General features: G+C 59.0%; 18 protein-coding genes and 1 pseudogene. 9 read left to right on the top strand and 10 right to left on the bottom strand.

Features of this window, described 5'->3' with window-relative positions; translation table 11 throughout:
* Positions 1–12 precede the first annotated feature (12 nt).
* Positions 13–1,491 carry a hypothetical protein gene (locus AC1D1M_RS14855; RefSeq protein ID WP_477776219.1) on the bottom strand — a complete coding sequence of 493 codons (1,479 nt, stop codon included), beginning with the start codon at positions 1,489–1,491 and terminating at the stop codon, positions 13–15.
* Between the two features lie 553 nt (positions 1,492–2,044).
* On the bottom strand, positions 2,045–3,067 hold the full coding sequence (locus AC1D1M_RS14860; RefSeq protein ID WP_477776220.1) for a zinc-dependent alcohol dehydrogenase family protein: 1,023 nt from the start codon (positions 3,065–3,067) through the stop codon (positions 2,045–2,047).
* Positions 3,068–3,336: 269 nt separating this feature from the next.
* Here AC1D1M_RS14860 and AC1D1M_RS14865 point away from each other — a divergent pair, with 269 nt between their 5' ends.
* The 4 genes from AC1D1M_RS14865 (at position 3,337) to AC1D1M_RS14880 (ending at position 10,440) form a co-directional block, all read left to right on the top strand.
* Entirely contained in the window at positions 3,337–4,254 is a 918-nt protein-coding gene (locus AC1D1M_RS14865) for a LysR family transcriptional regulator (protein ID WP_090455287.1), read from the top strand.
* A 319-nt stretch (positions 4,255–4,573) separates the two neighbouring features.
* Entirely contained in the window at positions 4,574–5,827 is a 1,254-nt protein-coding gene (gene mexE, locus AC1D1M_RS14870) for a multidrug efflux RND transporter periplasmic adaptor subunit MexE (RefSeq protein WP_477776221.1), read from the top strand.
* Between the two features lie 12 nt (positions 5,828–5,839).
* Positions 5,840–9,019 (top strand): efflux RND transporter permease subunit, encoded by a 3,180-nt coding sequence (locus AC1D1M_RS14875; protein ID WP_477776222.1) that lies wholly within the window; start codon positions 5,840–5,842, stop codon positions 9,017–9,019.
* On the top strand, positions 9,019–10,440 hold the full coding sequence (locus AC1D1M_RS14880; protein ID WP_477776223.1) for an efflux transporter outer membrane subunit: 1,422 nt from the start codon (positions 9,019–9,021) through the stop codon (positions 10,438–10,440). The genes AC1D1M_RS14875 and AC1D1M_RS14880 overlap by 1 nt, the downstream gene beginning before the upstream one ends.
* A 207-nt stretch (positions 10,441–10,647) precedes the next feature.
* Here AC1D1M_RS14880 and AC1D1M_RS14885 read toward each other — a convergent pair whose 3' ends face one another.
* From AC1D1M_RS14885 to AC1D1M_RS14895, 3 genes are read right to left on the bottom strand one after another with little or no spacing between them, the layout of a single operon-like run.
* Positions 10,648–11,613, bottom strand: a complete 966-nt coding sequence (locus AC1D1M_RS14885) for an HlyD family secretion protein (RefSeq protein ID WP_477776224.1) — start codon at positions 11,611–11,613, stop codon at positions 10,648–10,650.
* 4 nt (positions 11,614–11,617) lie between these two features.
* The gene (locus AC1D1M_RS14890; protein ID WP_104447191.1) at positions 11,618–11,818 is read right to left on the bottom strand and encodes a DUF1656 domain-containing protein; all 201 of its coding nucleotides are present in this window, start codon (positions 11,816–11,818) and stop codon (positions 11,618–11,620) included.
* Positions 11,808–13,943 carry an FUSC family protein gene (locus tag AC1D1M_RS14895; protein ID WP_477776225.1) on the bottom strand — a complete coding sequence of 712 codons (2,136 nt, stop codon included), beginning with the start codon at positions 13,941–13,943 and terminating at the stop codon, positions 11,808–11,810. The genes AC1D1M_RS14890 and AC1D1M_RS14895 overlap by 11 nt, the downstream gene beginning before the upstream one ends.
* 215 nt (positions 13,944–14,158) lie before the next feature.
* Here AC1D1M_RS14895 and AC1D1M_RS14900 point away from each other — a divergent pair, with 215 nt between their 5' ends.
* Positions 14,159–15,214, top strand: a complete 1,056-nt coding sequence (locus AC1D1M_RS14900; protein ID WP_477776226.1) for a tetratricopeptide repeat protein — start codon at positions 14,159–14,161, stop codon at positions 15,212–15,214.
* A 63-nt stretch (positions 15,215–15,277) separates the two neighbouring features.
* Here the strand turns inward: AC1D1M_RS14900 and AC1D1M_RS14905 are convergent, their stop codons facing one another.
* The 5 genes and pseudogenes from AC1D1M_RS14905 to AC1D1M_RS14925 form a co-directional block, all read right to left on the bottom strand.
* Positions 15,278–15,655 carry a response regulator gene (locus tag AC1D1M_RS14905; protein WP_007970583.1) on the bottom strand — a complete coding sequence of 126 codons (378 nt, stop codon included), beginning with the start codon at positions 15,653–15,655 and terminating at the stop codon, positions 15,278–15,280.
* 17 nt (positions 15,656–15,672) lie between these two features.
* A complete protein-coding gene (locus tag AC1D1M_RS14910) occupies positions 15,673–16,914 on the bottom strand; it encodes a hybrid sensor histidine kinase/response regulator (protein WP_477776227.1) in 1,242 nt (413 codons plus the stop codon).
* A 35-nt stretch (positions 16,915–16,949) separates the two neighbouring features.
* Positions 16,950–17,054, bottom strand: a pseudogene (locus tag AC1D1M_RS14915) (chemotaxis protein CheB); the annotation flags it as partial.
* On the bottom strand, positions 17,051–17,884 hold the full coding sequence (locus AC1D1M_RS14920) for a CheR family methyltransferase (RefSeq protein WP_477776228.1): 834 nt from the start codon (positions 17,882–17,884) through the stop codon (positions 17,051–17,053). The gene AC1D1M_RS14920 and the pseudogene AC1D1M_RS14915, both read right to left, overlap by 4 nt.
* The gene (locus AC1D1M_RS14925; RefSeq protein ID WP_477776229.1) at positions 17,884–21,360 is read right to left on the bottom strand and encodes a response regulator; all 3,477 of its coding nucleotides are present in this window, start codon (positions 21,358–21,360) and stop codon (positions 17,884–17,886) included. The genes AC1D1M_RS14920 and AC1D1M_RS14925 overlap by 1 nt, the downstream gene beginning before the upstream one ends.
* 257 nt (positions 21,361–21,617) lie before the next feature.
* Here AC1D1M_RS14925 and AC1D1M_RS14930 point away from each other — a divergent pair, with 257 nt between their 5' ends.
* From AC1D1M_RS14930 to AC1D1M_RS14945, 4 genes are all read left to right on the top strand, one after another.
* Positions 21,618–21,983: a response regulator gene (locus AC1D1M_RS14930; RefSeq protein ID WP_477776230.1), complete on the top strand. Its 366-nt coding sequence runs from the start codon at positions 21,618–21,620 to the stop codon at positions 21,981–21,983.
* Positions 21,984–22,057: 74 nt separating this feature from the next.
* Complete coding sequence (locus tag AC1D1M_RS14935) at positions 22,058–23,350, top strand: glycosyltransferase (RefSeq protein ID WP_477776231.1); 1,293 nt, start codon at positions 22,058–22,060, stop codon at positions 23,348–23,350.
* A gap of 188 nt (positions 23,351–23,538) precedes the next feature.
* Complete coding sequence (locus AC1D1M_RS14940) at positions 23,539–24,444, top strand: phosphatidylinositol-specific phospholipase C domain-containing protein (RefSeq protein WP_477776232.1); 906 nt, start codon at positions 23,539–23,541, stop codon at positions 24,442–24,444.
* Between the two features lie 149 nt (positions 24,445–24,593).
* On the top strand, positions 24,594–25,499 hold the full coding sequence (locus tag AC1D1M_RS14945; protein WP_477776233.1) for an AraC family transcriptional regulator: 906 nt from the start codon (positions 24,594–24,596) through the stop codon (positions 25,497–25,499).
* Positions 25,500–25,674: the final 175 nt, after the last annotated feature.

Genomic DNA, 25,674 nt, shown 5'->3' on the forward strand with positions numbered 1-25,674 from the left:
ATCCGCCCACGTTCAGTGCCCTGCTGACCATTCATCCAACAACGTGATGCCAGCGTCAGGATCGCCCACCGCAGTTTGCAACGCGGCCGCTTCAGGCGCCTCGCCAGTGCTTGCGGGCGTGCGCTCCATGCGATAAAGCAGGCCAATCAGGCTGACGGGCAATCCGCTGACATCCATCATCCATTGCATGATCTGTTCGGCGACCGGATACCCCTGCATGGCCTTGTGCAACTCGGGCATGGCCACCAGCATGCCCGGATGGCACTGACGCAGAAAAGGCTCCAGCCCCGCACCTTTTTCGATAAAAGGCGAAAAAAGCAGGCACACCAGTTGTACTTCGCTCAGACCCAGGTTCTTTTGCGCCTCGGCCGCCGCTCGGGCGCGCTGGTCACTCAGTGTCGCCGGGTTGCCGAATACCTCGATGGCCTGCTCGCACAAACGCTCAGGCAGGCGCTTGCGGCGCATCATCACCAAGGCTCGTTGCAGGTATTGCGTAACGCCGGATTCATAATGGCGACCCTGCACGAAGCACGCGTGCAACCCCCGGACGTGCGCCGAGATCGACGCACTGACGAATTCGTTGTCGCTGATCTGCGCGGACAGTTCGTCAGGCTGGAAGCGAAGAAACTCAGTCAGCAACGACCAGCGCTCCTCCAGGTTGCTGACCAGCAGGTCGTGAATGTCGATGCAGGCCGTACGACGACAGGTCTCAAAGCGCTCTTGCGGACGCCACCGGGCCTGGCCGTAATCGGAGTAGAACGCGTGATAACAGTCACTGCCCAGTTCATCGAGCAATGCAAACAACCCCGCATAACCGGCCTCGCCCGCGTGCGAAGGCTTGAGCCCTGCCTTGGTGGCGGCACGTTTCAAACCGTCGATGAACTGCTTTTGCTGGCGCGGCGTGTCACTGATGAGCAAAGCGTCGACGCCACCGTCCCAGCGGGCGATTTGTCCGTAGAACTCTCCCGTGGCCAGATAACCGTCATCCCACAGGTCGAAACCGTCGCGCCACTCCCGGCGATGGCCGATCAGCAGCAGGTTCAGGCGGCTGGACTCGCGACCGGCGTCGGAGATCGGCGTCAGGTGGTTGAACGGCAGGACTTCCCGATCATCGACCATCAGCACCTCGACCCGGGGATCGTCATAGACAAACAATGCGCTGTTGGTCCGGTGCATGTTTTCCGCGGCCGCGCCGCTTGCCCCATTCAACCGCAACGAGGCGATGCGCAACTGGAATGTCGCCGGCGCCCGCGTGGCGATGGTCAACTGCGCAGCACGCAACAGTGCCAGGGTGTAGCAGTTGTCACGGGCCCCGGACTGGATCGCCAACACCTTGTAATCGCCAATGCGCTCCATGCCCCCTGCCGCTACCGCCAGGCGCTGAATCAACAATTGCAATGCGGTGCGTTCGGCACGGGAGAAAAAACCCAGCAATCGCTGCAGCACTTGTTGATAGACATAGTTCATCGCTTGGTCATGGATGCTGGTCATCTTTATTTACCTGATACTCGTAAGTTCAATATCGCGCAGACAGCAAATCCCGTTGGACTGTCTGCACGAATGGCGTCATGGACTTTATTGCCAAATGCTAACACTTGAATTTTCTGGCAATCATTTTAAACGTTCGCGGCGCCCCCTCCGTTGAACGACGAAGACGAGGCTGTACAACCCGGCTGGCAAGGGTTTGCTCGATTTAAATCGGAGTCCTAGGAAACGTCCGACAAAGTCCCACAGACATTTAATACAAGAAATAAAGAAGAAAGTTGTCGCTGTCTTTTCGGCAACTACACAACAACCAACTAATTGGGAGATTTGCACCGATGGCGCACATTGAAAAGTTTCAGCCTGACACCCAGCCATGACTCATTCCTTGAGATGAAAGTAATCATTCAATTATCAGGGCTTAGTGGCTGATTAGAAGCTACAGATTACGGGCAAAAACCAGTTCAGTTGCTGGACCGGCCTGCGGATCGATGGATTTCGGGGACTGAAACGAAAGAGTCCGTGTGGGCACGGACTCTTGGGTGGGCTATTACGGCGGTTGTTATGCCGGCTCGACCTGGAGGGCGACCCTTTCGCGACACGGGCATTCGTCCATGTAGCGGTGTGCTTCGACAAACTCGGCAAACGGGAAGACCCGGGTCTTGAGCGGCAGCAAAACGCGGTCGGCGGTCAGCTGATTGATGTCGCGCAAGGCACGTTGCAGTGCGACCTGGTCCTGGGTGATGCCCAGTTCCGGCTTGCCAGTGAAGTTGCCGATGCAGTGTACGAAGAACTGAATGTTCTTCTGGAACGCTGCGCAGGCCGGGAAAGGCGTCTGGTTGCCACCTTGCAGGCCGTACAGCACCAGGCTGCCGCGAGGCGCCAACACATCGCCCAGCAACGACATCTGCGGACCGCCCAAACCATCGAACACCACATCCACGCCGCGGTTATCGGTGATTTTGTTGATCCGCATCAGCAGATCTTCTTCCTCGGTAACGATGACTTTCTCGGCACCCAGCGACAGCAGATACTCACGCTCTTCTGCGGTCTTGGTTGCGGCAATCACTCGAACACCCAAGGCCTTGCCCAGTTGTACGAACGAAGGTCCGGCGCAATGACTGGCGTCGGTCACCAGGGCAAACTGCCCGGGTTTGACCCGTGCCAGATCCGCATAGGCGAAATAGGCAATCAACAACGGCGTGTAGTGCACGCTGGCTTGAATCGGGCTGAGGATGTCCGGATAACGGGTTACCGCCGAGCGAGGCAGAACGATCTGCTCGCCGTAAACCGGGTAGTCATTCGGGCTTTGGGCCGGAAAGCTGGCAACCTTGTCACCGACCGCCAGGTCATCGACACCCTCACCGACAGCGGTGACGATACCGGCCATCTCCTGACCAAGGCCCGAAGGCAGTCGGGCATGGGACGAGGCCAGGTTCTGGCGCCACAGCGTGTCATACCAACTGATGCCGATCGCCTCGACGCGCACCTGCACTTCGCCCGGTGCAGGCAGAGCCGCCGCATGCTCTTCGCATTTGAGCACCTCGGCTGGACCAAACTTGTGAAAACGAATCGTGCGGGACATCGCAAACCTCGCCAATTGAACCTCTAATGCCTTGAACTCTAGCTGGGCTTTCAACCCAACACTATCTGTGGCTATTAATAGTCGACATGCCTGTCATTGATTCCGCAGCAGCGGCAACATCGTCAAATGTCATACGAAACTGGAGCTGCCTTTGCAGGAAATCTGAATTACCCGGTGCAGAGTACCAGCCTTTCCCCGTAATATTCCTGCTGGCCATTGTTCTCATATGGCCGCTCACGTCAAGTTTGCTGACTCTGCCAGGACTCCAGATGAATCGTAATGACCTACGTCGTGTCGACCTGAACCTGTTGATCGTTTTCGAAACATTGATGCACGAACGCAGCGTGACCCGTGCGGCGGAAAAACTGTTCCTCGGCCAGCCGGCCATCAGTGCGGCGCTCTCGCGCCTGCGCGGGTTGTTCGATGATCCTTTGTTTGTGCGTACCGGCCGCAGCATGGAGCCGTCCGCCAGAGCGGTCGAGATCTTCGCCCTGCTCTCGCCGGCGCTGGATTCGATTTCCACTGCCGTCAGCCGGGCGGCCGAGTTCGATCCTGCCACAAGTACCGCCGTGTTCCGCATCGGCCTTTCGGACGATGTCGAGTTCGCCTTGCTGCCAATGCTGCTCAAGCGCCTGCGTGCCGAATCGCCGGGGATTGTGCTGGTGGTGCGCCGGGTCAACTACATCCTGATGCCGGGGTTGCTGGCATCCGGCGAGATCTCCATCGGCGTCAGTTACACCACCGACCTGCCGGCCAACGCCAAGCGCAAGGTACTGCGCCGCAGCCAGCCGAAGCTGTTGCGCGCCGACACCGTGCCGGGGCCGTTGAGCCTGGATGATTACTGCGCTCGCCCCCATGCACTGGTGTCGTTCGCCGGCGACCTCAGCGGCTTCATTGATGAAGAACTGGAAAAGCTCGGGCGCAAACGTCATGTGGTGCTCGCGGTGCCGCAGTTCAACGGGTTGAGCACCCTGCTCGCGGGCACTGACATCGTCGCAACCGTACCGGACTACACGGCTGATGCACTGACTGCCGCCGGCGGTGTGCGGGCGGAAGATCCGCCGTTGCCGGTGCGCAGCTTTGAACTGCACATGGCCTGGCGCGGATCGCAGGATAATGATCCGGGGGAGCGCTGGCTGCGCTCGCGGATTCAGATGTTCTTTGGGGATCCGGACAGCCTGGCTTGATCCAAAGTCTTGCATAGAGGCAGCTGGCCTCTTCGCGGGCAAGCCCGCTCCCACAGGGATTTGGGAACGACGAAGATCCAATGTGGGAGCGAGCCTGCTCGCGAAGGCCACACTCTGTTTCAAGACTGATTGATGCTTTTGCGGCAACACAGAATTGCCATCGACCTGATTGATAGACCTCTGCGTAAGGTGCAGGCTAGAGAGCTAACTTGGCCTCTCATATCATTCCGAATGATAGTTACCTTCGCCCCATTCGATTCGTGAGATACAAACCCGCCGCGCATCATTCGCCAATCTCAACACATTGGCGGATGCATCCATGGAACAGTCACTCAAACATTTGCGCTTCCCGTTGGCTTTGTTGGCCGTAGTGGTGATCAGCGCTTGCGGCAAAGCCCCGGAAACCGCCGCCAGCATGCCAGCGGCCAAGGTTAGCGTGGCCAAGGTGCTGGAACAACCGGTCAACGAGTGGGACGAATTCACCGGCCGCCTCGAAGCTCCGGAAACCGTCGAGATTCGTCCACGGGTCTCCGGCCAGATCGATGAAGTGGCGTTCACTGAAGGCGCCCTGGTCAAGAAAGGCGACCTGCTGTTCCAGATCGACCCGCGTCCGTTCCAGGCTGAGGTCCGCCGCCTCGAAGCACTGGTTGCACAATCGCGCGCCAATGCCACCCGCAGCGAAAACGAAGCCCAGCGCGGTGAGCGCCTGCGCACCAGCAACGCCATTTCCGCAGAACTCGCCGATTCGCGTACCAGCGCCGCCCAGGAAGCCCGCGCCGCGGTCGGTGCCCTGCAAGCGCAGCTGGATCTGGCCAAGCTGAACCTGAGCTTCACCCACGTCACTGCTCCCATCAGCGGCCGCGTCAGCCGTGCGGAAATCACCGCCGGCAACCTGGTGACGGCCGACACCACCCCGCTGACCAGTGTGGTTTCCACTGACAAGGTGTACGCCTACTTCGACGCGGATGAACGTGTGTTCCTCAAGTACACCGAGCTCGCCCGCCAGGGCAAGCGCGGCGCCACCACCCCGGTTTACATGGGCTTGTCCAACGAGGACGGCAACCCGCACCAGGGCGTGATGAACTTCGTCGACAACCAGGTCAACCCGAAGACCGGCACCATCCGTGGGCGCGCCGTGTTCGACAACAGCGATGGCAGCTACACCCCGGGCTTGTATGCACGCCTGAAACTGGTGGGCAGCGGCACCTACAGCGCCATGCTGATCAACGATGAAGCGGTCGGCACTGACCTCGGCAAGAAGTTCGTGCTGGTGATGGATGGCGACAACAAGACCGCTTACCGCGCGGTGGAACTGGGTCCGAAGATCGAAGGCCTGCGCATCGTGCGCAACGGCCTGAACAAGGACGACACCATCATCGTCAAGGGCCTGCAACGGGTGCGTCCTGGCTCACCGGTCACCCCTGAAGTGATTCCGATGGCCAGCGAACAAACCCTCGCGGCACTCGCACAACAACGCCAAGCGCTGGAAGCCAGCAACCTGCCTCAAGTCGCGCCTGCCAAGGTTGCGCCGGGTACAGTTGTGAAACTGGCTGCCACGACCCCACGCGGTTAAGGGATTTTTACGATGAATTTTTCCCAATTCTTCATTTCGCGGCCGATCTTCGCAGCGGTGCTGTCGCTGCTGATCCTGATCGCCGGTGCGATCTCGCTGTTCCAGTTGCCGATCAGCGAATACCCGGAAGTGGTGCCGCCGACCGTGGTGGTCCGCGCCAACTTCCCGGGTGCCAACCCCAAGGTCATCGGTGAAACCGTGGCCGCTCCACTGGAGCAAGCGATCACCGGCGTCGAGAACATGTTGTACATGTCCTCGCAATCCACCGCTGACGGCAAGATCACCCTGACCATCACCTTCGCCCTGGGTACCGACCTGGACAACGCCCAGGTGCAGGTGCAGAACCGTGTGACCCGGACCGAGCCGAAGCTTCCCGAGGAAGTGACGCGCATCGGTATCACCGTGGACAAGGCGTCACCCGACCTGACCATGGTTGTGCACTTGACCTCGCCGGACAAACGCTACGACATGCTGTACCTGTCCAACTACGCCCTGCTCAACATCAAGGATGAGCTGGCGCGCCTGGGCGGTGTCGGTGATGTGCAGTTGTTTGGCATGGGCGATTACTCACTGCGTGTGTGGCTCGACCCGAACAAGACCGCTTCGCGCAACCTGACCGCGACCGATGTGGTTACCGCGATTCGTGAACAGAACCGTCAGGTAGCTGCCGGTGCCCTGGGTGCGCCGCCTGCACCGAATGCCACGGCCTTCCAGTTGTCGGTCAACACTCAGGGCCGTCTGGTCTCCGAGGAAGAGTTCGAGAACATCATCATTCGCTCCGGTGACAACGGTGAAATCACTCGCCTAAAGGACATCGCTCGCGTTGAGCTGGGCTCCAGCCAGTACGCCCTGCGTTCGCTGCTGAACAACCAGCCGGCGGTGGCGATCCCGATCTTCCAGCGTCCGGGTTCCAACGCCATCGAAATCTCCAATGAAGTGCGGGCAAAAATGGCCGAACTGAAGAAGAGCTTCCCCGAAGGCATGGACTTCAGCATCGTCTATGACCCGACGATCTTCGTGCGCGGCTCCATCGAGGCGGTGGTTCACACCCTCTTCGAAGCCCTGATCCTCGTGGTGCTGGTGGTGATCCTGTTCCTGCAAACCTGGCGCGCCTCGATCATTCCATTGGTCGCTGTGCCGGTCTCGCTGATCGGTACCTTTGCCGTGATGCACCTGTTCGGTTTCTCGCTCAACGCCTTGTCGCTGTTCGGCCTGGTACTGGCCATCGGTATCGTGGTGGACGACGCCATCGTGGTGGTGGAGAACGTTGAACGGAACATCGAGCTCGGATTGACCCCGGTTGAAGCCACCAAACGCGCCATGCGTGAAGTGACCGGCCCGATCATTGCCACGGCGCTGGTGCTGTGTGCGGTATTCGTTCCAGCGGCGTTCATCTCCGGCCTGACCGGGCAGTTCTACAAGCAGTTCGCCCTGACCATCGCCATTTCCACAGTGATTTCGGCCTTCAACTCCCTGACCCTGTCGCCGGCACTGGCCGCGGTATTGCTCAAGGGTCACGACGCGCCGAAAGACCGTTTCTCCAAGGTACTGGACAAGATTTTCGGTGGCTGGTTGTTCCGTCCGTTCAACCGCTTCTTTGAAAAGGCCAGCCATGGTTATGTCGGCACCGTTGCCCGTGTGATCCGCTCAAGCGGCATCGCCCTGCTGCTGTACGCCGGCCTGATGGTCCTGACCTTCTTCGGTTTCTCCAGCACCCCGACCGGTTTCGTACCCGGCCAGGACAAGCAATACCTGGTGGCCTTCGCGCAATTGCCGGATGCGTCGAGCCTTGACCGTACCGAAGACGTGATCAAGCGCATGTCCGAGCTGGCGCTGAAACAGCCTGGCGTGGAAAGTGCCGTGGCCTTCCCTGGCCTGTCGATCAACGGCTTCACCAACAGCCCGAACGCCGGCATCGTGTTCGTGACCCTGAAACCGTTCGACGAACGTAAAGACCCGAGCATGTCCGCCGGTGCGATTGCCGGCGCGTTGAACGGCCAGTACGCGAACATCCAGGAAGCCTACATGGCGATCTTCCCGCCGCCGCCGGTACAAGGCCTGGGCACCATCGGTGGTTTCCGCCTGCAGATCGAAGACCGGGGCAACCTGGGCTACGAAGAGCTGTACAAGGAAACCATGAACATCATCAACAAGAGCCACAACGTGCCGGAACTGGCCGGCCTGTTCACCAGCTACACGGTGAACGTGCCCCAGGTCGATGCCGCCATCGACCGCGAGAAAGCCAAAACCCACGGCGTGGCCGTCAGCGACATCTTCGACACCCTGCAGATCTACCTGGGTTCGCTGTATGCCAACGACTTCAACCGCTTCGGTCGCACCTATCAGGTCAACGTCCAGGCCGAACAACAGTTCCGCCTCGAATCCGACCAGATCGGCCAGCTGAAAGTGCGTAACAACAAAGGCGAGATGATCCCGCTGGCGACCTTCATCAAGGTCAGCGACACCTCGGGCCCGGACCGCGTGATGCACTACAACGGCTTCATCACCGCTGAAATCAACGGTGCGGCAGCCCCCGGCTACAGCTCCGGCCAGGCCGAAAAAGCCATCGAGAAACTGCTCAAGGAAGAACTGCCCAACGGCATGACCTACGAATGGACCGACCTGACTTACCAGCAGATCTTGTCCGGCAACACCGCGCTGTTCGTGTTCCCGCTCTGCGTATTGCTGGCGTTCCTGGTACTGGCGGCACAGTACGAAAGCTGGAGCCTGCCACTGGCGGTGATCCTGATCGTACCGATGACCCTGCTGTCGGCCATCACCGGGGTAATTGCTTCCGGTGGCGACAACAACATCTTTACCCAGATCGGTTTGATCGTATTGGTGGGGCTTGCCTGTAAGAACGCGATCCTGATCGTCGAGTTCGCCAAGGACAAGCAACTGGAAGGCCTCAACCCGCTGGCTGCGGTCCTGGAAGCTTGCCGTCTGCGTCTGCGGCCGATCCTGATGACCTCCTTCGCGTTCATCATGGGTGTTGTGCCTCTGGTGTTCTCCAGCGGTGCCGGTGCCGAAATGCGCCACGCCATGGGTGTAGCGGTGTTCTCCGGGATGCTCGGGGTGACCTTCTTCGGTCTGTTGCTGACGCCAGTGTTCTACGTACTGATTCGTAACTTTGTCGAGCGCGGCCAAACGCGCAAAGCAGCCAAGGCCGCCCTGAAGCTGGAGTCGCACTGATGAGTTTGAAAGCCTTCCTGCCGAGCCTGCTGGTACTGGCCCTGAGTGCCTGTGCCGTCGGCCCGGACTACAAGACGCCAACCACCGAAGCGGCCAACATCACGACCGCCACCGACGGCGCCGCCGGCCAGAAGAACTTTGACCGTTCGCGTTTCGAAGGCATCTGGTGGCAGCAGTTCGAAGACCCGACCCTCAACCAGTTGGTGACGCAATCCCTGCAAGGCAACCGCGATTTGCGCGTCGCGTTCGCCCGCTGGAAAGCGGCGCGGGCGATCCGCGATGACGTCAGCAACGACGCCATGCCGACCATCACCAGCCGCGTCAGCAGTGACCTGGGCAAAGGCCAGATTCCGGGCCAGACCACCGACCGGGTCAACAGCGAACGCTATGACCTGGGCCTGGACATGGCCTGGGAAATCGACTTGTTCGGCCGCATCCAGCGCAACCTGGAGTCGGCCAACGCCGAGCAACAGGCGTTCGAGGCCGACTTGTACCAACTGCAAGTCACCATGATTGCCGAACTGGTGGATTCCTACGGTCAACTGCGCGGCGCGCAGCTGCGGGAAAAAATCGCCCTGGCCAACCTGGAAAATCAGCAGGAGTCACGCAAGATCACCATCAGCCTGCGTGATGCCGGCGTCGGCGATCAGCTCGATGTAGAGCGCGCCGATGCGCGACTGGCGTCGGTTGAGGCCAGCGTGCCGCAACTACAGGCCGAACAGGTTCGGCAGAAAAACCGCATCGCCACCCTGCTGGGTGAACGTCCGGACAAGTTGACCGTGGACCTGAGCCCGAAAGACCTGCCGGCGATCGCCAAGGCCCTGCCGATCGGCGATCCGGGTGAGCTGCTGCAACGCCGTCCGGACATTCGCAGTGCCGAGCGCCAATTGGCGTCGGCCACAGCGCGTATCGGCGTGGCCAAGGCCGATCTGTTCCCTCGGGTCAGCCTCAGCGGCTTCCTTGGCTTTACGGCCGGGCGCGGTTCGCAGATCGGCTCCTCGGCGGCCAACGCCTGGGCGCTCGGCCCGAGCATCACTTGGGCGGCGTTTGACCTGGGCAGCGTCAAGGCCCGGTTGCGCGGTGCCGACGCCGATGCCGAAGGAGCCCTGGCGACCTACGAGCAGCAAGTGTTGCTGGCCCTGGAAGAATCGGAAAACGCCTTCAGCGACTACGGCAAACGCCAGCAGCGCTTGATCTCGTTGATTCGCCAGAGCGAGTCCAGCCGCTCGGCCGCCGATCTGGCGGAGATCCGCTACCGCGAAGGCACCGCCGATTTCCTCGTGCTGCTCGATGCCCAACGGGAACGCCTGGCGGCCGAAGACACCCAGGCCCAGGCTGAAGTCGACCTGTATCGCGGCATCGTCGCGATCTACAAGGCCCTCGGTGGCGGCTGGCAGCCGGAGACGGTCGCGAGCAATTAACCCGATGTTTTAAAGCGCTCCTTTGGTTGGCCGCAACCAACCAATTTCCTTGCCCTGCGCCTCATTCGGTCGCGGGGCTTTTTTTGCCCTGAAAAAGGCAGTACACATCCCCTGTGGGAGCGAGCTTGCTCGCGATAGCGATGTGTCAGTCGACATCACCTTCGAATATGAGTCCGTCATCGCGAGCAAGCTCGCTCCCACAGGGGGTCAGTGCTGATCTTTGGATTTTTGGTTTTCCTGGACGGTCACAGTGGCCGTGGTCCCCGCCCTCAGGTTGTTTTTACCCGAATAGTCGGCATCGATCTCGATCCGCACCGGCACGCGTTGTGCCAGTTTGATCCAGGTATAACTGGGGTTGATGTTGGCCAGCAGGCGACCGCCCGGGAGGTTTTCCCGGTCGGCAATGGCGAAGGCAATGCTCTGCACCTTGCCGCCGAACGTCTCGCCACTCATCAACTCGATCTTGACCCGGTCGCCCTCCCCGATCCGCGGCAACTTGGTTTCTTCAAAGTAACCGCTGACATAGAACGAGTCGCTGTCCACCAGCGCCAGCAATGGACCGCCGGCCGAGGCGTAGTCGCCCTCCCGGGTCAGCAGATTGGTGACATAACCGGTCACCGGGGAGACGACATGGGTACGCTGCAAATCGAGCTCGGACTGGGTCAAGGCCGCGATGGCCAGTTGCACGTTGGCCTGGGCCAACACCAGATTGGCCTGATTACGCAGCAAGTCAGCCTGGGCCACCGACACATCGGTGTTGGCCTTTTCCCACTCTTCGCCGGAAATCGCCGAACGATCCTTGAGCGTGCGCCGGCGCTGCTCCTCGCTCTGACGTTGTTTGAGCAATGCTTCGCTGGCGGTAATGGTCGCCTGGGCCTGCCCGAGCGAGGCTTTCGCCACCTCCACCGCGCGCTTGGCATGCTCCACCGCCAGGATGTAACGCGCCGGATCGATCTCCAGCAGCGCCTGGCCTTTGTTCACATGTTGGTTGTCCTGCACGACCAGGCTGACGATTCGCCCCGAAACATCGGCGGACAAGGTCACCACATCGGCACGCACCCGGGCATCCCGGGTCCAGGGGGCGCGGGTGTAATACTCCCAGGCAAACCAGCCCAGGATGACGGCCAGCAGTACCACCGCCAGCGTCGTGAGTCGGGAAAGGATGTTCTTCAAGGCCTCAGGCTCCCATCACCAGTATCAACGTGGCGCAGACGCAGACGTATAGCGCGCCTTCGAACAGCGCCTCGTGCCAGACAAATTGCAGCACACCGAGGCGCCGCAATACCCAGTCCAGCAACAGAAAAATCGGCAAGCCCAGCAGCAGCGCCTGGGCAATCGGGGGCAGATAGGCACCACCCACTTCCAGATCAATGGGCAAGGACGGGGTCTCCTTCAAGGCCAGAGGGTTGAAAGTAACCGCGATAACGCTCGACGAACGACACCACGATCAGCAGCGCCACGCGCATACGGAACACCGACCACAAGTGCTCATGAACATCGGTATGCAGGGCATCCAGGTCGTCGCCCAAGGCGTGGAGGCTATCAAGCACCTGCGCCACTTCGACCCCGGGCCGACCGGCGACCAGCCTTCCCGTTTCCCGGACTGTCGAAAACAGGCGACTTTGCACATCCGGACTCAGTAGCGCGTTGTTCTGCCCCTGCTGCCTGAGCTGGTTCAAGGCAATACCCAGGGCCATGCAGGCCAGGCTGACTTGAAACAGCTCACGCGATTGTGGCTCCCGGGTCGCAGGCAGCAACCCCAGCATCATGGTCAGGCGATCAACCATGCGGCTCTCGAAGGCAAACTGCTGTTCATCGGTCGCCGAGGTTTTCAGCAAGGCGTACACCTGCTCGCAGTTCTCTTTGTGGAGCCGGCGCATGCGCAAATCCGGCATGAACGGAAAGATCAACGCATACACACTCAACGCCAGCACGGTCGCGCAGGTATAGGCACCGGCAAACTCGAACCACTGGATCGCGGTGTTTTGACCGATCCCCACGTTCAACGGGCCGAGCAACAGAAACGTCGTGAGCCCCAGGCCAATCCCGGTACCGGTAGTGGGTGGACTGGCCAGCCCCACCGCAACGGCGTAGAGCAAGGGCGCCAACAGCAAGGCAAGCATCTCGAAATTGCTGATCATCGGCACAAACATGAACTGAAGCAGTGCCGAGGCCACCAGTGCCAGCCCGAATCCCCGCGCATAGCTTTGAACCGCCAGCAGCGGGCGGGGAAACGTCGACATCAGCGAGCAAAGGATGCCCACCAGCACCATCCCGCCTCGCGCACCGTCCCAGCCGGTTTCGATCCAGATCAGGCCGGCGATCAACAGCGCGGAAAACGCCCGGATGGCATTCATGGTCGCCAGGGTAAAGTCCAGGTGCAGCGGGTTTTCCCGCCCGCGAAACACGCTGCTGGCGGGTCGCCCGCTCTGGATGGCATCACTCAACTCCAGAATCTGCTCAAGCTGCTGCAGCAGGCGCGCCTGCTCCCAGCGCAGCGACCAGGCCAGCGAACGCAAGGTGGCTGGCAGTGGCTCGGTCAATTGTTCGGCTCTGTAGGCCAGCTCGTCAAAGCGTTGTTGCAGCGACGTGAAACGATGGCGCTTGTCACTGGACAGCGAACGCCCCTCCTGCGCCAGTTCATCGAGAAAGGCCAGTTCTTCGGCGCGTAACCGTTGAATTTCTTCAGGCAACTCGCCCTCCCAGCGCTCGGTCAACAGCAGCCGCTGGTGGCGCAGGGCAGTCAGCCGCGCGGTCAACAACACCAATTGATTGCCCAATAGTTGCACCAGTCCGTTGGCGCTGCGCAATCGCGGAGCATCGTAATACATGTGCCGGCGCACGCCCTCCAGGCCACTGATCTGGCCCAACAGCTGCATTTGCCGCTGCTGGAAATCCGCTTCGCTCTCTTCGGTGCGGATGACGGCGCTGGCGTGGGTGGCCAGCAACCGGGTGATTTGATCGATCTTGGCGAAGTAATCACGGGCCACCGCTTCCGGCCTGGCGGTGAGCAGGCTGACCACGCACACGCAGGCAACCGCCAGCAAGGTTTCGGTGAGGCGGGTCACCGCCAGCAAAAAGGTACCGTCCTGATCGGGAATCGCCAGCAACGCGATGACCACGGCGGTGTAGCCACTGAGCACGAATGCCCCAGAACTGGTGTAGCGCAACAGCGTGCCACCGGCGGTGCACAGTGCCAGCCACAGGGCCAGGGTGGTGATGAACGGCAGCGGCGCCTGGGGAAAGATCGCCATGATCAGCACCGCCACGGCCGCGCCCGTCGTGGTGCCGATCACCTGGCCAAAGCTGCGGGCCAGCACCATGCCGCCCAGTGGCTGGCTGATGATGACCACGGCCATGATCGACCACTTGGGCTGGTCCAGGTCGAACAAAAACGCCAGGTACAGGGTCAACAACCCGGCCGCTATGGTTCGCAAGGCAAACAGCAATACCCCGGGCCCGGGGTGGAGCATTGCTTTGAAATATTGCAGCAGAGCTTGCATGGAAACACTCGTCGAGACACCTCCAGCAAGCGTAGTCACTGCTGCGGTGCCTCGAGAGGTTTTGCTGTCGACACAACCTCAAGGCCCATTCATTGCCGGCTGAAGTACTCTTCAGCCGTTTGAATCGGTCGTGAACGCCGTCAAGGTTTGACTCAAAGCCGCGCCTGACCGAAGCTGGCGCCTTTGCAAAAGCTCGCCAGCTTCCGGATTCCTGCATGCCCATGTCCCGCCGCTCTCTGTTTATCAGCCTCTTCGCCCTGTTCGTCATCGGCCTTGCGTGGTTTTCCCTGCGCGATACCACCCCGGTGGTTCCAGAAGCCATCCAGCATGGCTACAGCGACGCGCTGGCGGCTGCCCGGACCGGCAAGCCAGGTGCCGCGCGGGTGCTCTATCAGCAGTTGGGTCGTCCGGACCTGTCCCCCAAGCGTCGTGTCTGGTTGCATGCCGAGCTGCCCAACTATCCAAGCTCGGTGGCCCTGAAACTGGCGGATGCCGACTTGCAGAACGAGTCGCCCGAAGTGCGTATCGCCGCGATCAGGAGCATCAGCGGCCTGGTACCGAGCGGCCAGCGCAGTTTATTGCTGGGGCCATTGCTCGATGACAGCGAACAAAGCGTGCGGCTGGCCGCCATCAACGCACTGCTGGGTTTGTCCCCGGATGATCTCGGTTTGTATTTCGGGCCGCTGGAGCAAGCCATCGATGCCTGGGTGCAAGTGCTCAAGAGCGAGCCGCAAAGCGCCGAAAACCAATACCAACTGGCCCGGCTGCACCTGCACAACGCCGAACTCAAGGAAGCGCAACAGGCACTGGACAACACCCTGCGCCTGGCGCCGGACAACCTGCCGGCGCTGGTGCTGCAAATCGAGGTGCTGGATAAACAGGGCCAAAACGACGCCGCCCGACAGTTGTTGGCCAGGCAACTCCAGGCCCAACCCAACTCGGCCTACCTGCAACATGCCCTCGGGCTCTGGTTACTGCATCACGAGCAAAGCGAATTCGCCCTGCTCGGCCTGTCCAAAGCCGTTGAACTTGAGCCCAACAACCGGGATTACCGCTACGACCTGGCCACCACGTTGCACGGTGAGCAGGAGCTGGAAGCGGCGCAGAAACAGTTGCAGGAAATCGTTCAACGCCATCCGAACGATCGCAAGGCACGGGTGCTACTGATCAATTACTGGAAGGAAAGCGGGCAGCTGCAAAACGTGCAGATTCTGTTGGCCCAACTCGAACAGATGAACCCCGATGATCCGGCGTTGCAACAAGGGCTTTGACCCCAACTGACACCTTCGATCTGTTGACGGCGAAGGTCAGGGAGATGATCAGCGCCTGAATGCTTACGAAAGCATGTCCTGCATCAGTTCCTGCAACTTATCCAGATCGAACGGCTTGTCCAGGATCGGCGCCTTGCGCGTAATCGGGCTGTCGGTCTCACGGATTTCCTGAGCGTAGCCGCTGATGAATATCACCTTGAGTTCCGGCCGCAGCTTCACAGCGGGCTCGGCGATCTGCACGCCGGAGATACCACCGGGCAGGCGGAAGTCGGTGATCATCATGTCCAGGTGCGGTTTGCTCGCGAGGATTTCGAAAGCCTGCTCGCCGTTTTCGGCCTGCAATACGCGGTAACCCTCGCCCGACAGATAAGCGGACAGCACCATCAGAATCGAGGGATCGTCCTCGACGACAAGTACTACATCTTGTGCATCTTCGCTCATGGGAAGCCTTTGTTCGGTCAATTGCTGCTGATACGACCGTGGGGTCGATCAGAGGTTGCGTTTATCTGGCTGTTTTCCTGCAGCGGCAGACAAACGCGAAACAAAGCGCCTTCGCCAATCCTGCTCTGGACCGTAATAGTACCGCCATGCGCGGCGACAATCTGTTCTGAAATAAACAATCCCAGGCCGAGCCCGGCGCCGGCGTGTTTGGCCGATACCCGTTCGAACTGCTGGAATATGCGTTCCTGGTCTTGTTCGCTGATACCGATCCCCTGGTCCTGCACGTCCACCAGCGCCAAGCCTCCTTCACTGTAGACCTTCAGCGAGATCGGGCTCTTGGCCCCGTAGCGCAAGGCGTTGGTCAACAGGTTGGAAATGACCTGTTCAATACGAAATTCATCCCAATTTCCGATTACCGGTTGTTCGGCATCCAGCGTGACCGACGCCTCGACGGCGTCGATTTGCTGAGAAAAGTTGTGCAACACGTCGCGAACCAGTGCCGAAAGATCGAAGCGCGTTGGCCGGATCGACAACTTTCCGGTGCGAATGCGCGAGACATCGAGCATGTCTTCGATCAAACGAATGAGGCTTTTGATCTGCCGCTCGTCGCGGTCGACCATGGCGTGCATCTTGTCCAGGGTGAAAGCGGCGGCGTTATCCCGGGCCAGGTGCATCTTGCGCAGCTGGGTTTCAAGGATCAGGCCGTTGAGCGGTGTGCGCACTTCGTGGGCGACGATGGACATGAAGTCATCGCGCATGCGCACCGCCTGCTCCAGTTCCAGCTGGGTGTTTTGCAGTTGCTTGAGCAGGGTCTCCTGTTCGCGGCGACTTTGCTCAAGGGCCAGCACTTGTTCCTTCATCGCCTTGCTTTGGCGATACAGGTCGACGAACACATTGACCTTGCTCTTGACCGCGTGGATGTCCAGCGGTTTGTACAGGAAGTCCACGGCACCGCTTTCATAGCCCTTGAACGCGTAGTTCAGTTCACGCCCGGCGGCGCTGACGAAAACGATCGGGATGTTCCTGGTTTTTTCCGTGCCACGCATCAACTCGGCCAGCTCGAAGCCATTCATGCCGGGCATCTGCACATCGAGGATGGCCATGGCGAATTCGTGCTGCAACAGCAGGGACAAGGCTTCGTCGGCGGACAGCGCCTTGTATACGATCCGGCCCTCACGCTTGATCAGCGCTTCGAGCGCCAGCAGATTCTCCGGCAGATCGTCGACGATCAGCAGTTTGGCCTGGATATTACTTAGCATGCGATTCGTTCCAGCTCGACAAGCAGACGGCCGATGCCTTCGCGCAGCGGTCCGAGGATGTTCAACAGCGCCTCGACGCCACTCGCGGAGGCACCGATCACGATCGCTTCGATAGCCGACAAGTTCATTGCACTGTTCATGATTTTCGATAGATCCGTTCTTGTTTCACCAGCGGCTCGAACTGATTGCCGAAGGCTGAGAATTCCGGGGTTTCCTTGCTGCCCAGCACCAGGAAACCGCGATGGCAGAGGGATTCATGAAACAGCCCGAATGCCCGTTCCTGAAGTTTTTTATTAAAATAAATCAGTACGTTACGACATGAAATTAATTGGGTTTCGGAAAACACGCTGTCCGTCGCCAGGCTGTGATCGGCGAAGGTCACGTTCTCGCGCAGTGTCTTGTCGAAAATCGCGTACCCATAGGCCGCCGTATAGTAGTCGGCAAACGAACACTGGCCACCGGCCTGCTGGTAGTTAGCAGTGTAGGCGCGGACATTCTCCATCGAGAAAATCCCTTGCCTGGCCTTTTCCAGGGAGCGCGGATTGATGTCGGTGGCGTAGATGATGGTGCGGTCGAGCAGGCCTTCTTCGCGCAGCACAATGGCCATCGAATACACCTCTTCACCGGTGCTGCATCCGGCGATCCAGATCTTGAGCGAAGGGTAGGTTCGCAGCAGCGGCACCACTTCCTTGCGGATGGCCAGGAAGTGCGAGGGGTCGCGAAACATCTCGCTGACCGGAATGGTCAGCAATTGCAGCAATTGCATGAAAGCGGTGGGATCGTGGAGGACCTTTTCCTGCAGCGCCGAGATGGTATTGCACTCGAACTGGCTCAACGCGTGGTTGACCCGGCGCTTGATCGAAGCGCCGGAGTAATCGCGAAAATCGTAGCTGTACTTGAGGTAGATCGCCTCGATCAACAACCGCAATTCGATTTCGCTGTTTCGCTCCACTGAAAAATGGCGCTTCACTAGATACGTTCCATCTTCGGTAACCACACACGAATCAGCGAAAACAGGCGATCCAGGTCGATGGGCTTGGCCAGGTAATCGTTGGCGCCGGCCTGCCGGCAGCGCTCCTGATCGTCCTTCATGGCCTTGGCCGTCACCGCAATGATCGGCAGCTTGTGCCAGCGCGGATCCTTGCGGATTTCAACGGTGGCTTCGAAACCATCCATCTGCGGCATCATCACGTCCATCAACACCAGATCGATGTCTTGCACCTCATTCAATCGTTCAATCGCTTCTCGGCCATTGCGACCAATGACCACCACCGCGCCTTTTTGCTCCAGCGCACTGGTGAGGGCGAAAATGTTGCGCACATCGTCATCCACCAGCAGCACCTTGCGGCCTTCGAAGACCTTGTCGCGGCTGCGAGCGACCTTGAGCATCTTCTGCCGTTCATGGGACAACCGCGATTCGACTTTGTGCAGAAAAAGCGTCACCTCATCCAGCAACCGCTCCGGCGAGCGTGCGCCCTTGATGATGATCGAACGCGAATACTTGCGCAGTTCGGCCTCTTCATCCCGGGTCAGGTTGCGCCCGGTATAGACGATGACCGGAGGAAAGGAGCAGATGTCTTCGGTGGACATACGCTTGAGCAGGTCATTACCGAGCATGTCCGGCAGTTTGAGGTCGATGATCATGCAATCGAAGACGGACGTGCGCAGCAGGTCCAGCGCCTCCTGCGCCAGGCCAACGGCAGTGATTTCGATGTCATCGTCGCCGATCAGGCGGGCAATGCTATCGCGCTGCAAGTCGTCGTCCTCGACCAGCAGCACGTGCTTGACCTTCTGGGTCAGCTTGGCCTCGAGGCGCGCAAATACGTCCTTGAGTTCCTCTCGGGTGGCCGGTTTGACCACATAGCCAATGGCGCCCATGTGCATCGCTGCTTCAACCCGGTCTTCGACCGAAATCACATGCACCGGGATGTGTCGGGTTTCGGCGTGTTCCTTCAAGCGTTGCAGCACGGTCAGGCCGGAATGATCCGGCAGGCGCATGTCCAGCAGGATCGCATCGGGGATGAACGCCTTGGCCAGGTCATAACCTTCGTCGGCGCCATGGGCCACCAGGCACTGATAACCCAGTTCATGGGCAAGGTCGTAGAGGATGTGCGCAAAGTTCGGCTCATCTTCCACCACCAGAATGCAGCGACTGGTGAACGGACCGTTGTTGCGATCGTCGTCGAAACGCGGAATGTCGACGTTGGCCATCAGTGGCGACAGCGCAGGCGGCACTTCCCTCGGCGCCGCCATCGGTGCGGCCCGCATCGGCTCGACAGATTCCACGTACTGCTGCGGCAAGACCAGGGTAAACGCACTGCCCTGCCCCGGCGTGCTGGTCACGCTGATGGAGCCGCCGAGCAAGGCCGCCAGATCCCGGGAGATCGACAAGCCCAGGCCGGTGCCGCCATAACGCCGACTGGTGGTGCCATCAGCCTGACGGAACGCTTCGAAGATGCTGTCGTGCTGCTCCACCGCAATGCCGATCCCGGAATCACGGACGATGAACGCGATGCCCTCGTTCGGCGCCGTGGCAACGGACAGGCTGACCCTGCCGCTTTCGGTGAATTTCAAGGCGTTGGACAACAGGTTCTTGAGCACCTGCTCCAGGCGCTGGCGGTCGGTGAACAGCATCAGCGGCGCGCCGTCCTGCACATCGACCTGGAAATCCAGCTGCTTGTCCGTGGCCAACGGCTGGAACAGGCCGCGCAGGCCCTCGACCAGACGCGCCACGCTGGTGTTCTCCGGACGGATTTCCAGCTTGCCGGCCTCGACCTTGGAAATATCCAGAATGTCGTTGATCAGGTTGAGCAAGTCATTGCCGGCGGAGTAGATCGATTCGGCGAACTTGACCTGCTCGGCGCTGAGGTTTTCCTTCGGGTTTTCCGCCAGCAACTTGGCCAGTATCAACGAGCTGTTCAGCGGCGTGCGCAACTCGTGGGACATGTTGGCGAGGAATTCGGACTTGTACTTGCTCGAGCGCTGCAATTCTTCCGCGCGTTCTTCGAGCTGGATCCGGGCCTGATTGAGCTCGGTATTCTTCAGGTCCATGGCGTCGCGTTGCTCGGCCAGTGCTTCTGCCTGTTCGGCGAGCTGTTCGTTGGTCTGCTCCAGCTCCACCTGCTGGATTTCCAGGTGCACCTGGGACTCCTTGAGAATCCGCGACTGCTCTTCGAGCTCTTCGTTGGCAGTCTTGAGTTCTTCCTGCTGCACTTGCAGTTCTTCATTGAGCTGCTGGGTTTCGACCAACACCTCCTGCAGACGCTGGCGATAACGTGCAGCTTCAATCGAGGTGCCGATGTTGCTGGCTATCAACTCGAGCAATTCAACGTCACGGTCGGTCAGTGGACGCAGAAAGCCCAGCTCGATCACCCCATTGACCCGCTCGTCGTCACTGGTTGGCACCACCAGCACACTGTGCGGCAAACCGTCACCGAGGCCGGAGCTGACCTTGAAATAATCTCCCGGCACCTCGTCAAGGCGAATCAGCCGTGCCTGTTGCGCCACCTGGCCGACGATGCCTTCGTCGCTGTAAAGCTGCTGTTCACGCTCTTGCTGTTCGCGGGAAAAACCGTAGGTGGCGATGCGCTTGAGGCCACCGTGGTCTTCGCGCACATAAATAGCCGCCACGGCGGTGCCCAGGTACTGCGCGCAGAACTGCAGGATGTTGCGACCGAGCATGTTCAGGCTCAATTGCCCCAGCACTTGCTCGGCCAGCTCGGTCTGGCCGTTGCGCAGCCAGGCCTGCTGTTCCAGACGACGGGCGCTGGCCTGCTGGGCGGCAAGGTTGACGCTGTAGTTCTGCGACAGGGTCAACAAATCGCGGCGCCCGACATACGCCAGCAAGCCACTGACGCCGGCAATGAACAACAGATAGAGGCTGATACTCCAGACCGTGGAACGCCGCATGTCTTCATTGCGAGCGGTGCGCAGTTGTTGCTCGGAGTCGATCACGTCCTCGAATTGCTTGCGAATTTCATCGGTCAGGCGTTTGCCGCGTCCGGCCTTGACCACGGCGCGGTAGTCACCGCTGCTGCGCTGCAAATCGATCAGCGATTGCGCGTAGCTGGCCCACTCCAGCTGCAAGGCCTGCAACCGCAGCAAGCGGTCGGTTTGCACCGGGTTATCGGCGGTCAGCTCGAGCAAGGTGTTGAGGGCCACGGCGATGCGCGGCTTGGCGGTTTCGTAGGGATCGAGGAAATGTTCGTCGCCACTGAGCAGGAAACCGCGCATCCCGGTTTCCAGGTCCACGGTCAACTTGACCGCTTCATTGGCGTTATTGATCACCCGGTCGGAGTGTTGCACCCACTGGATCGTCGACAGTAAATAGCTGATCAGCGAAACGAAGAACACCGCACTGATGAGGCCCAGCCCCAACGGCAGGCCGATATTGCGGCTCAGGAGTTTACGAAATCGTTGCTCATCAACCGAGGACACGGAGGGCATGGGGCAGACCTTGTCGAACTGTCAGAATGCAAGGAGTTTGCCGCAAAACTGGCACATTGATCCAATTTTCTGACATGTTTTCGCGCAAGGTCCTACATTCCGCTGCGACCGCGCAAAGCGGCGGGTTATCCTTGCGTGACCTGCGCCGCACTCTTTTTTGCATCGCGTCGGAAACTTGTCGGGATCCGCCACTTACTGATGCAAGAGGCTGGTATTTTCGAACGCTGGCAATGCCAATTTTTATCGGGAATCTCACTATGTCATCCTCCAACCCCCCCACCACCATTCTGGTCGTCGAAGACGATGCCATCGTGCGCATGCTGATCGTCGACGTACTGGAGGAGTTGGAGTTCAAGGTGCTTGAGGCCGATGGCAGCGAACCGGCGCTGGAGAAGCTCAAGGACTTGAACCAGCACATTGATCTGATGATGACCGACGTCGGCTTGCCAGAGATGGATGGTCGAGAGCTGGCCGCCCTCGCCCGCACGCTACGCGCGGACCTGCCCATCCTGTTCGCCAGCGGGTATGCCGAAAGCATCGATGTACCGGCAGGATTGCATGTGATCGGCAAACCATTCTCCATCGATCAGTTGCGCGACAAAATCAAAAGCATTCTCGAGTGACCTTGCGATCCGCTGTGGTTTAATGCGCGCCTTTTTCGTCCCTGCCCAGTCTTCGCTTCAAGGAATTCCCGTACATGAATCAGCCCCGCGCAACCAAAGTCCTGGTCATTGGTTACGTCTGGCCCGAGCCCCGTTCTTCCGCGGCCAGCGGGCATGTCATGCAAATACTCGAGGTTTTCCTGCAACAAGGCTGGGACATCACATTCAGCAGCCCGGCGGGCTTCGGCGAACAACGCGCAGACCTGACGGCGTTGGGCATTCGCGAAGTACCTATCGAGCTGAACAACAGCAGTTTCGACGCATTCATCAGTGAACTGGCGCCAGACATCGTATTGTTCGATCAATTCATGATGGAGGAACAGTTCGGCTGGCGGGTCGAGAAGTACTGCCCCGATGCCCTGCGCGTGCTCGAAAGTTGCGACCTGCAAAGCCTCAGGCAGGGTCGGCATCAACGCCTCAAGGAGCGCTTGAAGGCCAGTGACGACAACAATGACTTCAACGACCTGTTCGCCCCGGCATCGCGCGAAGAATTTGAACACATGGCCAATACCGATATGGCGAAGCGCGAAATCGCCTCATTTTATCGTTGTGATTTGACGCTGATGGTTTCCGAAGTGGAAATCGAATTGCTGGTCGAGCAGTTCAGGATTCCACGCAATTTGTTGCACTGGTGCCCATTGATGGTCGATCTTGCGGCCAGTGCACCGGTAGCGTTCGAAGACCGTGCGCACTTTCTGCATATCGGTAACTTTCGCCATGCGCCCAACTGGGATGCGGTGCTGTGGTTGAAAACCGCGATCTGGCCGCTGATTCGCGAGCAAATACCCGGCGCTCAATTGCATATCTATGGTGCCTACACGCCACCCAAGGCGACTGCCCTGCATAACCCGGCCCAGGGTTTTCATGTCATGAACTGGGCAGAAGACGCCCTGCAAGTCATGTCGTCGGCGCGGGTCTGCATGGCGCCTCTGCGTTTTGGCGCGGGAATCAAAGGCAAGATTGTCGATGCGATGCTCTGTGGCACACCGAATGTGACGACGCCAGTGGGTGCCGAGGCGATGCATGGCGAAGAGGCATGGCCCGGTGCAGTGACCCGTTCGGCACGCGAGTTCGCCGATCATGCCGTGCAACTCCATAACGACAAGACGCGCTGGCTGGACGCCCAGGCGCACGGGCAAACCCTGCTTGCCAGCCGCTACCAGACATCCGTTCATGGCCCGGCCTTGATCCAGCGGCTGGTCGATTGCCAGCGGGATCTGGCAAACATCAGAAGAGATAATTTTACCGGCAGCATGTTGCGCCATCACCACCACAAAAGTACTCAATACATGGCGCAATGGATTGAAGCGAAAAACAGGGCCCAATGATTCACCCAAAACAACCTTATATCAATCTCAATAAATAACTTATTAACAATACGAAACACCCCGCCACTCCTGCTTGAATCGCAAGAGTGGTTTTTCTATTTACTAGTTGATATAAACTTCTCTCTGCCAAATGCAATAAAGCATTTAGCGCATAAAAACCATATCTAACCTACTTGCACGGACGCACTATGAACGACAGTAACAAAACACAACCAAACTTCGAGCATGGCAATTACAAACCCACACTAAACGACTGGATGAGCAATATTCCAATCATCGAAAATTTGACGCTCAGCGAGCTGATTCTGCCTGGCGCACATAATAGCGGCTCAGACAAGAACGGTAACTATATCTGGGCACCAACCACGCACTGGGCCGTCTGCCAAAACGACTCGTTTTATTATCAGCTGATGAACGGTGCCAGGGTATTCGACATCAGGCTTGAATTTGACATTAATATCAGGAACGGCAATAGTTACTTGTATTTTTACTTTCACCATAACGGAGTACGATCCTATCGCGAGCTCTCTCAGCTAGCTCAGGATGTCTCCAGTTTTCTAGTGCATAATCCCGATGAATTCATAATTCTCGACTTCCACAAACTGGAACGTGGAAATCGTCCTTTTAACTTCAAGGAGTTCAGTGACCGCCTCGTGCATAGTTTAGGCGAACTCATCATTCCTCCTGAACACAGCCGCAAGACGCTTGGACAGTTGAAACGCACCAGCAGGACTCAACGGGTACTGCTCGCCGCCGATCATCACCCGGACCTGGACCCACAAGCCTTTTGCAGGAGTGTTCAACACAAATGGAGCGGCTCCGCCATCACCGATGTCCAAGACCTCGAATCTTTTATTGAAACCGTCATGACAAGCCCTCCCTCTTCAAGTTTCCCATGGTCTCTATCTGCCACCGCTTACTCCGTCGCAGGTGGTCCGGTTAGCATACCCAAAGAGCTGAATGATTGGTTCGATGTAAACAAACCATGGATTCACAAGTGCAGCATTATCAATGCGGATTTTTTTGAAGAGTCAAACCTGGTTCACAACTGCCGCGCGGCAAACGTAATGAAGGCCCAATCCCGCCTCAAGTAATAGCGGCCATGAGGCAATGGTTTGTTCGATGGGCAGAGTGAAAGCGGTTTACGGCCGTGCCTTGCACGAACAGACACAACGGCGGTAGTAGCGTTTTCCCTCAAGCTAGAGGCATGATCAGGGCGGGATAACAACACAAGCGCCCTGACATGACCCGCACCGCCAGAGTCACCGATCCTTCCTATGAGTTGATGGACGACCACAACGGGTTGTCCATCATTTACCGCCAGCACGGTTTCCCCTGCCCGCTGGTGCGCTGGCATTTCCACAAGGAATACGAACTGCACCTGATCGTCGCCAGTTCCGGCAAGGTGTTCATCGGCGACTACATCGGCAACTTCTATCCGCAAACCCTGTTCCTCACCGGCCCCAACCTGCCCCACAACTGGATCAGCCAGGTGGCCGAGGACGAAGTGGTGCCCAAGCGCGACATGCTGGTCAATTTCACCGACGAGTTGTTCGACAGCGGCTATCAGGTATTCGCCGAACTCAAGACCCTGGCGCCGCTGCTGGAACGTGCGCAGTACGGCATCGAGTTTCGCTGCAAACACACCATCGCCCAGGCCATGGACTTGATGCAGCGCATCGCCGATACCAGCGGCATCACCCGGCTCGGGCACTTTTTCATTCTGCTGGAGTTGCTCGCGGCCACCGACGACTACCAATTGCTCTCTGGCGCCACGACCCCGCAACTGGCCGACGAACACAACATCGATCGCACCAACCGCGCGGTGGATTACATTTTTGCCCACTACGCCCGGGACTTGACGCTGGAGGAAGTCGCCGATCACCTGGGCATGAAACCGACTTATTTCAGCCGCGTATTCAAGCAGGCCACCGGGCGCAATTTCATCGAATTCGTCAATCGACTGCGCATCAGCAAGTCTTGCGAGTTGCTCGCCGATGGCGACAAACCGGTTACCGACGTGTGCTTCGAGTCGGGCTTCAACAATATTTCCAACTTCAACCGGCGCTTCCAGCAGCTCAAGGGCATGACGCCTTCGCATTACCGGCGGTTGGTGGTGCAGCGGTTGACCGAGCAGAATCTGAATTAACCCCTCAAAAATCTGTGGGAGCGAGCTTGCTCGCGATGAGGCCGTGTCAGTCGACATTTATTAACCTGATACACCGCCATCGCGAGCAAGCTCGCTCCCACAGGTACAGCGTTACCCCCTGAAACCTGTACGGTTTCAATACCCCTCCTTCGCTGAAAAGCCCTTCCCTACGTTT

This window comes from Pseudomonas sp. P1_F7, assembly GCF_056405655.1.

Coding starts and splice junctions, on each gene's coding strand:
- AC1D1M_RS14880 (WP_477776223.1), top strand. CDS start 9,019: ATGAGTTTGAAAGCCTTCCTGCCGAGCCTGCTGGTACTGGCCCTGAGT.
- AC1D1M_RS14945 (WP_477776233.1), top strand. CDS start 24,594: ATGACCCGCACCGCCAGAGTCACCGATCCTTCCTATGAGTTGATGGAC.
- AC1D1M_RS14940 (WP_477776232.1), top strand. CDS start 23,539: ATGAACGACAGTAACAAAACACAACCAAACTTCGAGCATGGCAATTAC.
- AC1D1M_RS14865 (WP_090455287.1), top strand. CDS start 3,337: ATGAATCGTAATGACCTACGTCGTGTCGACCTGAACCTGTTGATCGTT.
- AC1D1M_RS14860 (WP_477776220.1), bottom strand. CDS start 3,067: ATGTCCCGCACGATTCGTTTTCACAAGTTTGGTCCAGCCGAGGTGCTC.
- AC1D1M_RS14905 (WP_007970583.1), bottom strand. CDS start 15,655: ATGAGCGAAGATGCACAAGATGTAGTACTTGTCGTCGAGGACGATCCC.
- AC1D1M_RS14935 (WP_477776231.1), top strand. CDS start 22,058: ATGAATCAGCCCCGCGCAACCAAAGTCCTGGTCATTGGTTACGTCTGG.
- AC1D1M_RS14895 (WP_477776225.1), bottom strand. CDS start 13,943: ATGCAAGCTCTGCTGCAATATTTCAAAGCAATGCTCCACCCCGGGCCC.
- AC1D1M_RS14930 (WP_477776230.1), top strand. CDS start 21,618: ATGTCATCCTCCAACCCCCCCACCACCATTCTGGTCGTCGAAGACGAT.
- mexE (WP_477776221.1), top strand. CDS start 4,574: ATGGAACAGTCACTCAAACATTTGCGCTTCCCGTTGGCTTTGTTGGCC.
- AC1D1M_RS14875 (WP_477776222.1), top strand. CDS start 5,840: ATGAATTTTTCCCAATTCTTCATTTCGCGGCCGATCTTCGCAGCGGTG.
- AC1D1M_RS14855 (WP_477776219.1), bottom strand. CDS start 1,491: ATGACCAGCATCCATGACCAAGCGATGAACTATGTCTATCAACAAGTG.
- AC1D1M_RS14910 (WP_477776227.1), bottom strand. CDS start 16,914: ATGCTAAGTAATATCCAGGCCAAACTGCTGATCGTCGACGATCTGCCG.
- AC1D1M_RS14925 (WP_477776229.1), bottom strand. CDS start 21,360: ATGCCCTCCGTGTCCTCGGTTGATGAGCAACGATTTCGTAAACTCCTG.
- AC1D1M_RS14900 (WP_477776226.1), top strand. CDS start 14,159: ATGCCCATGTCCCGCCGCTCTCTGTTTATCAGCCTCTTCGCCCTGTTC.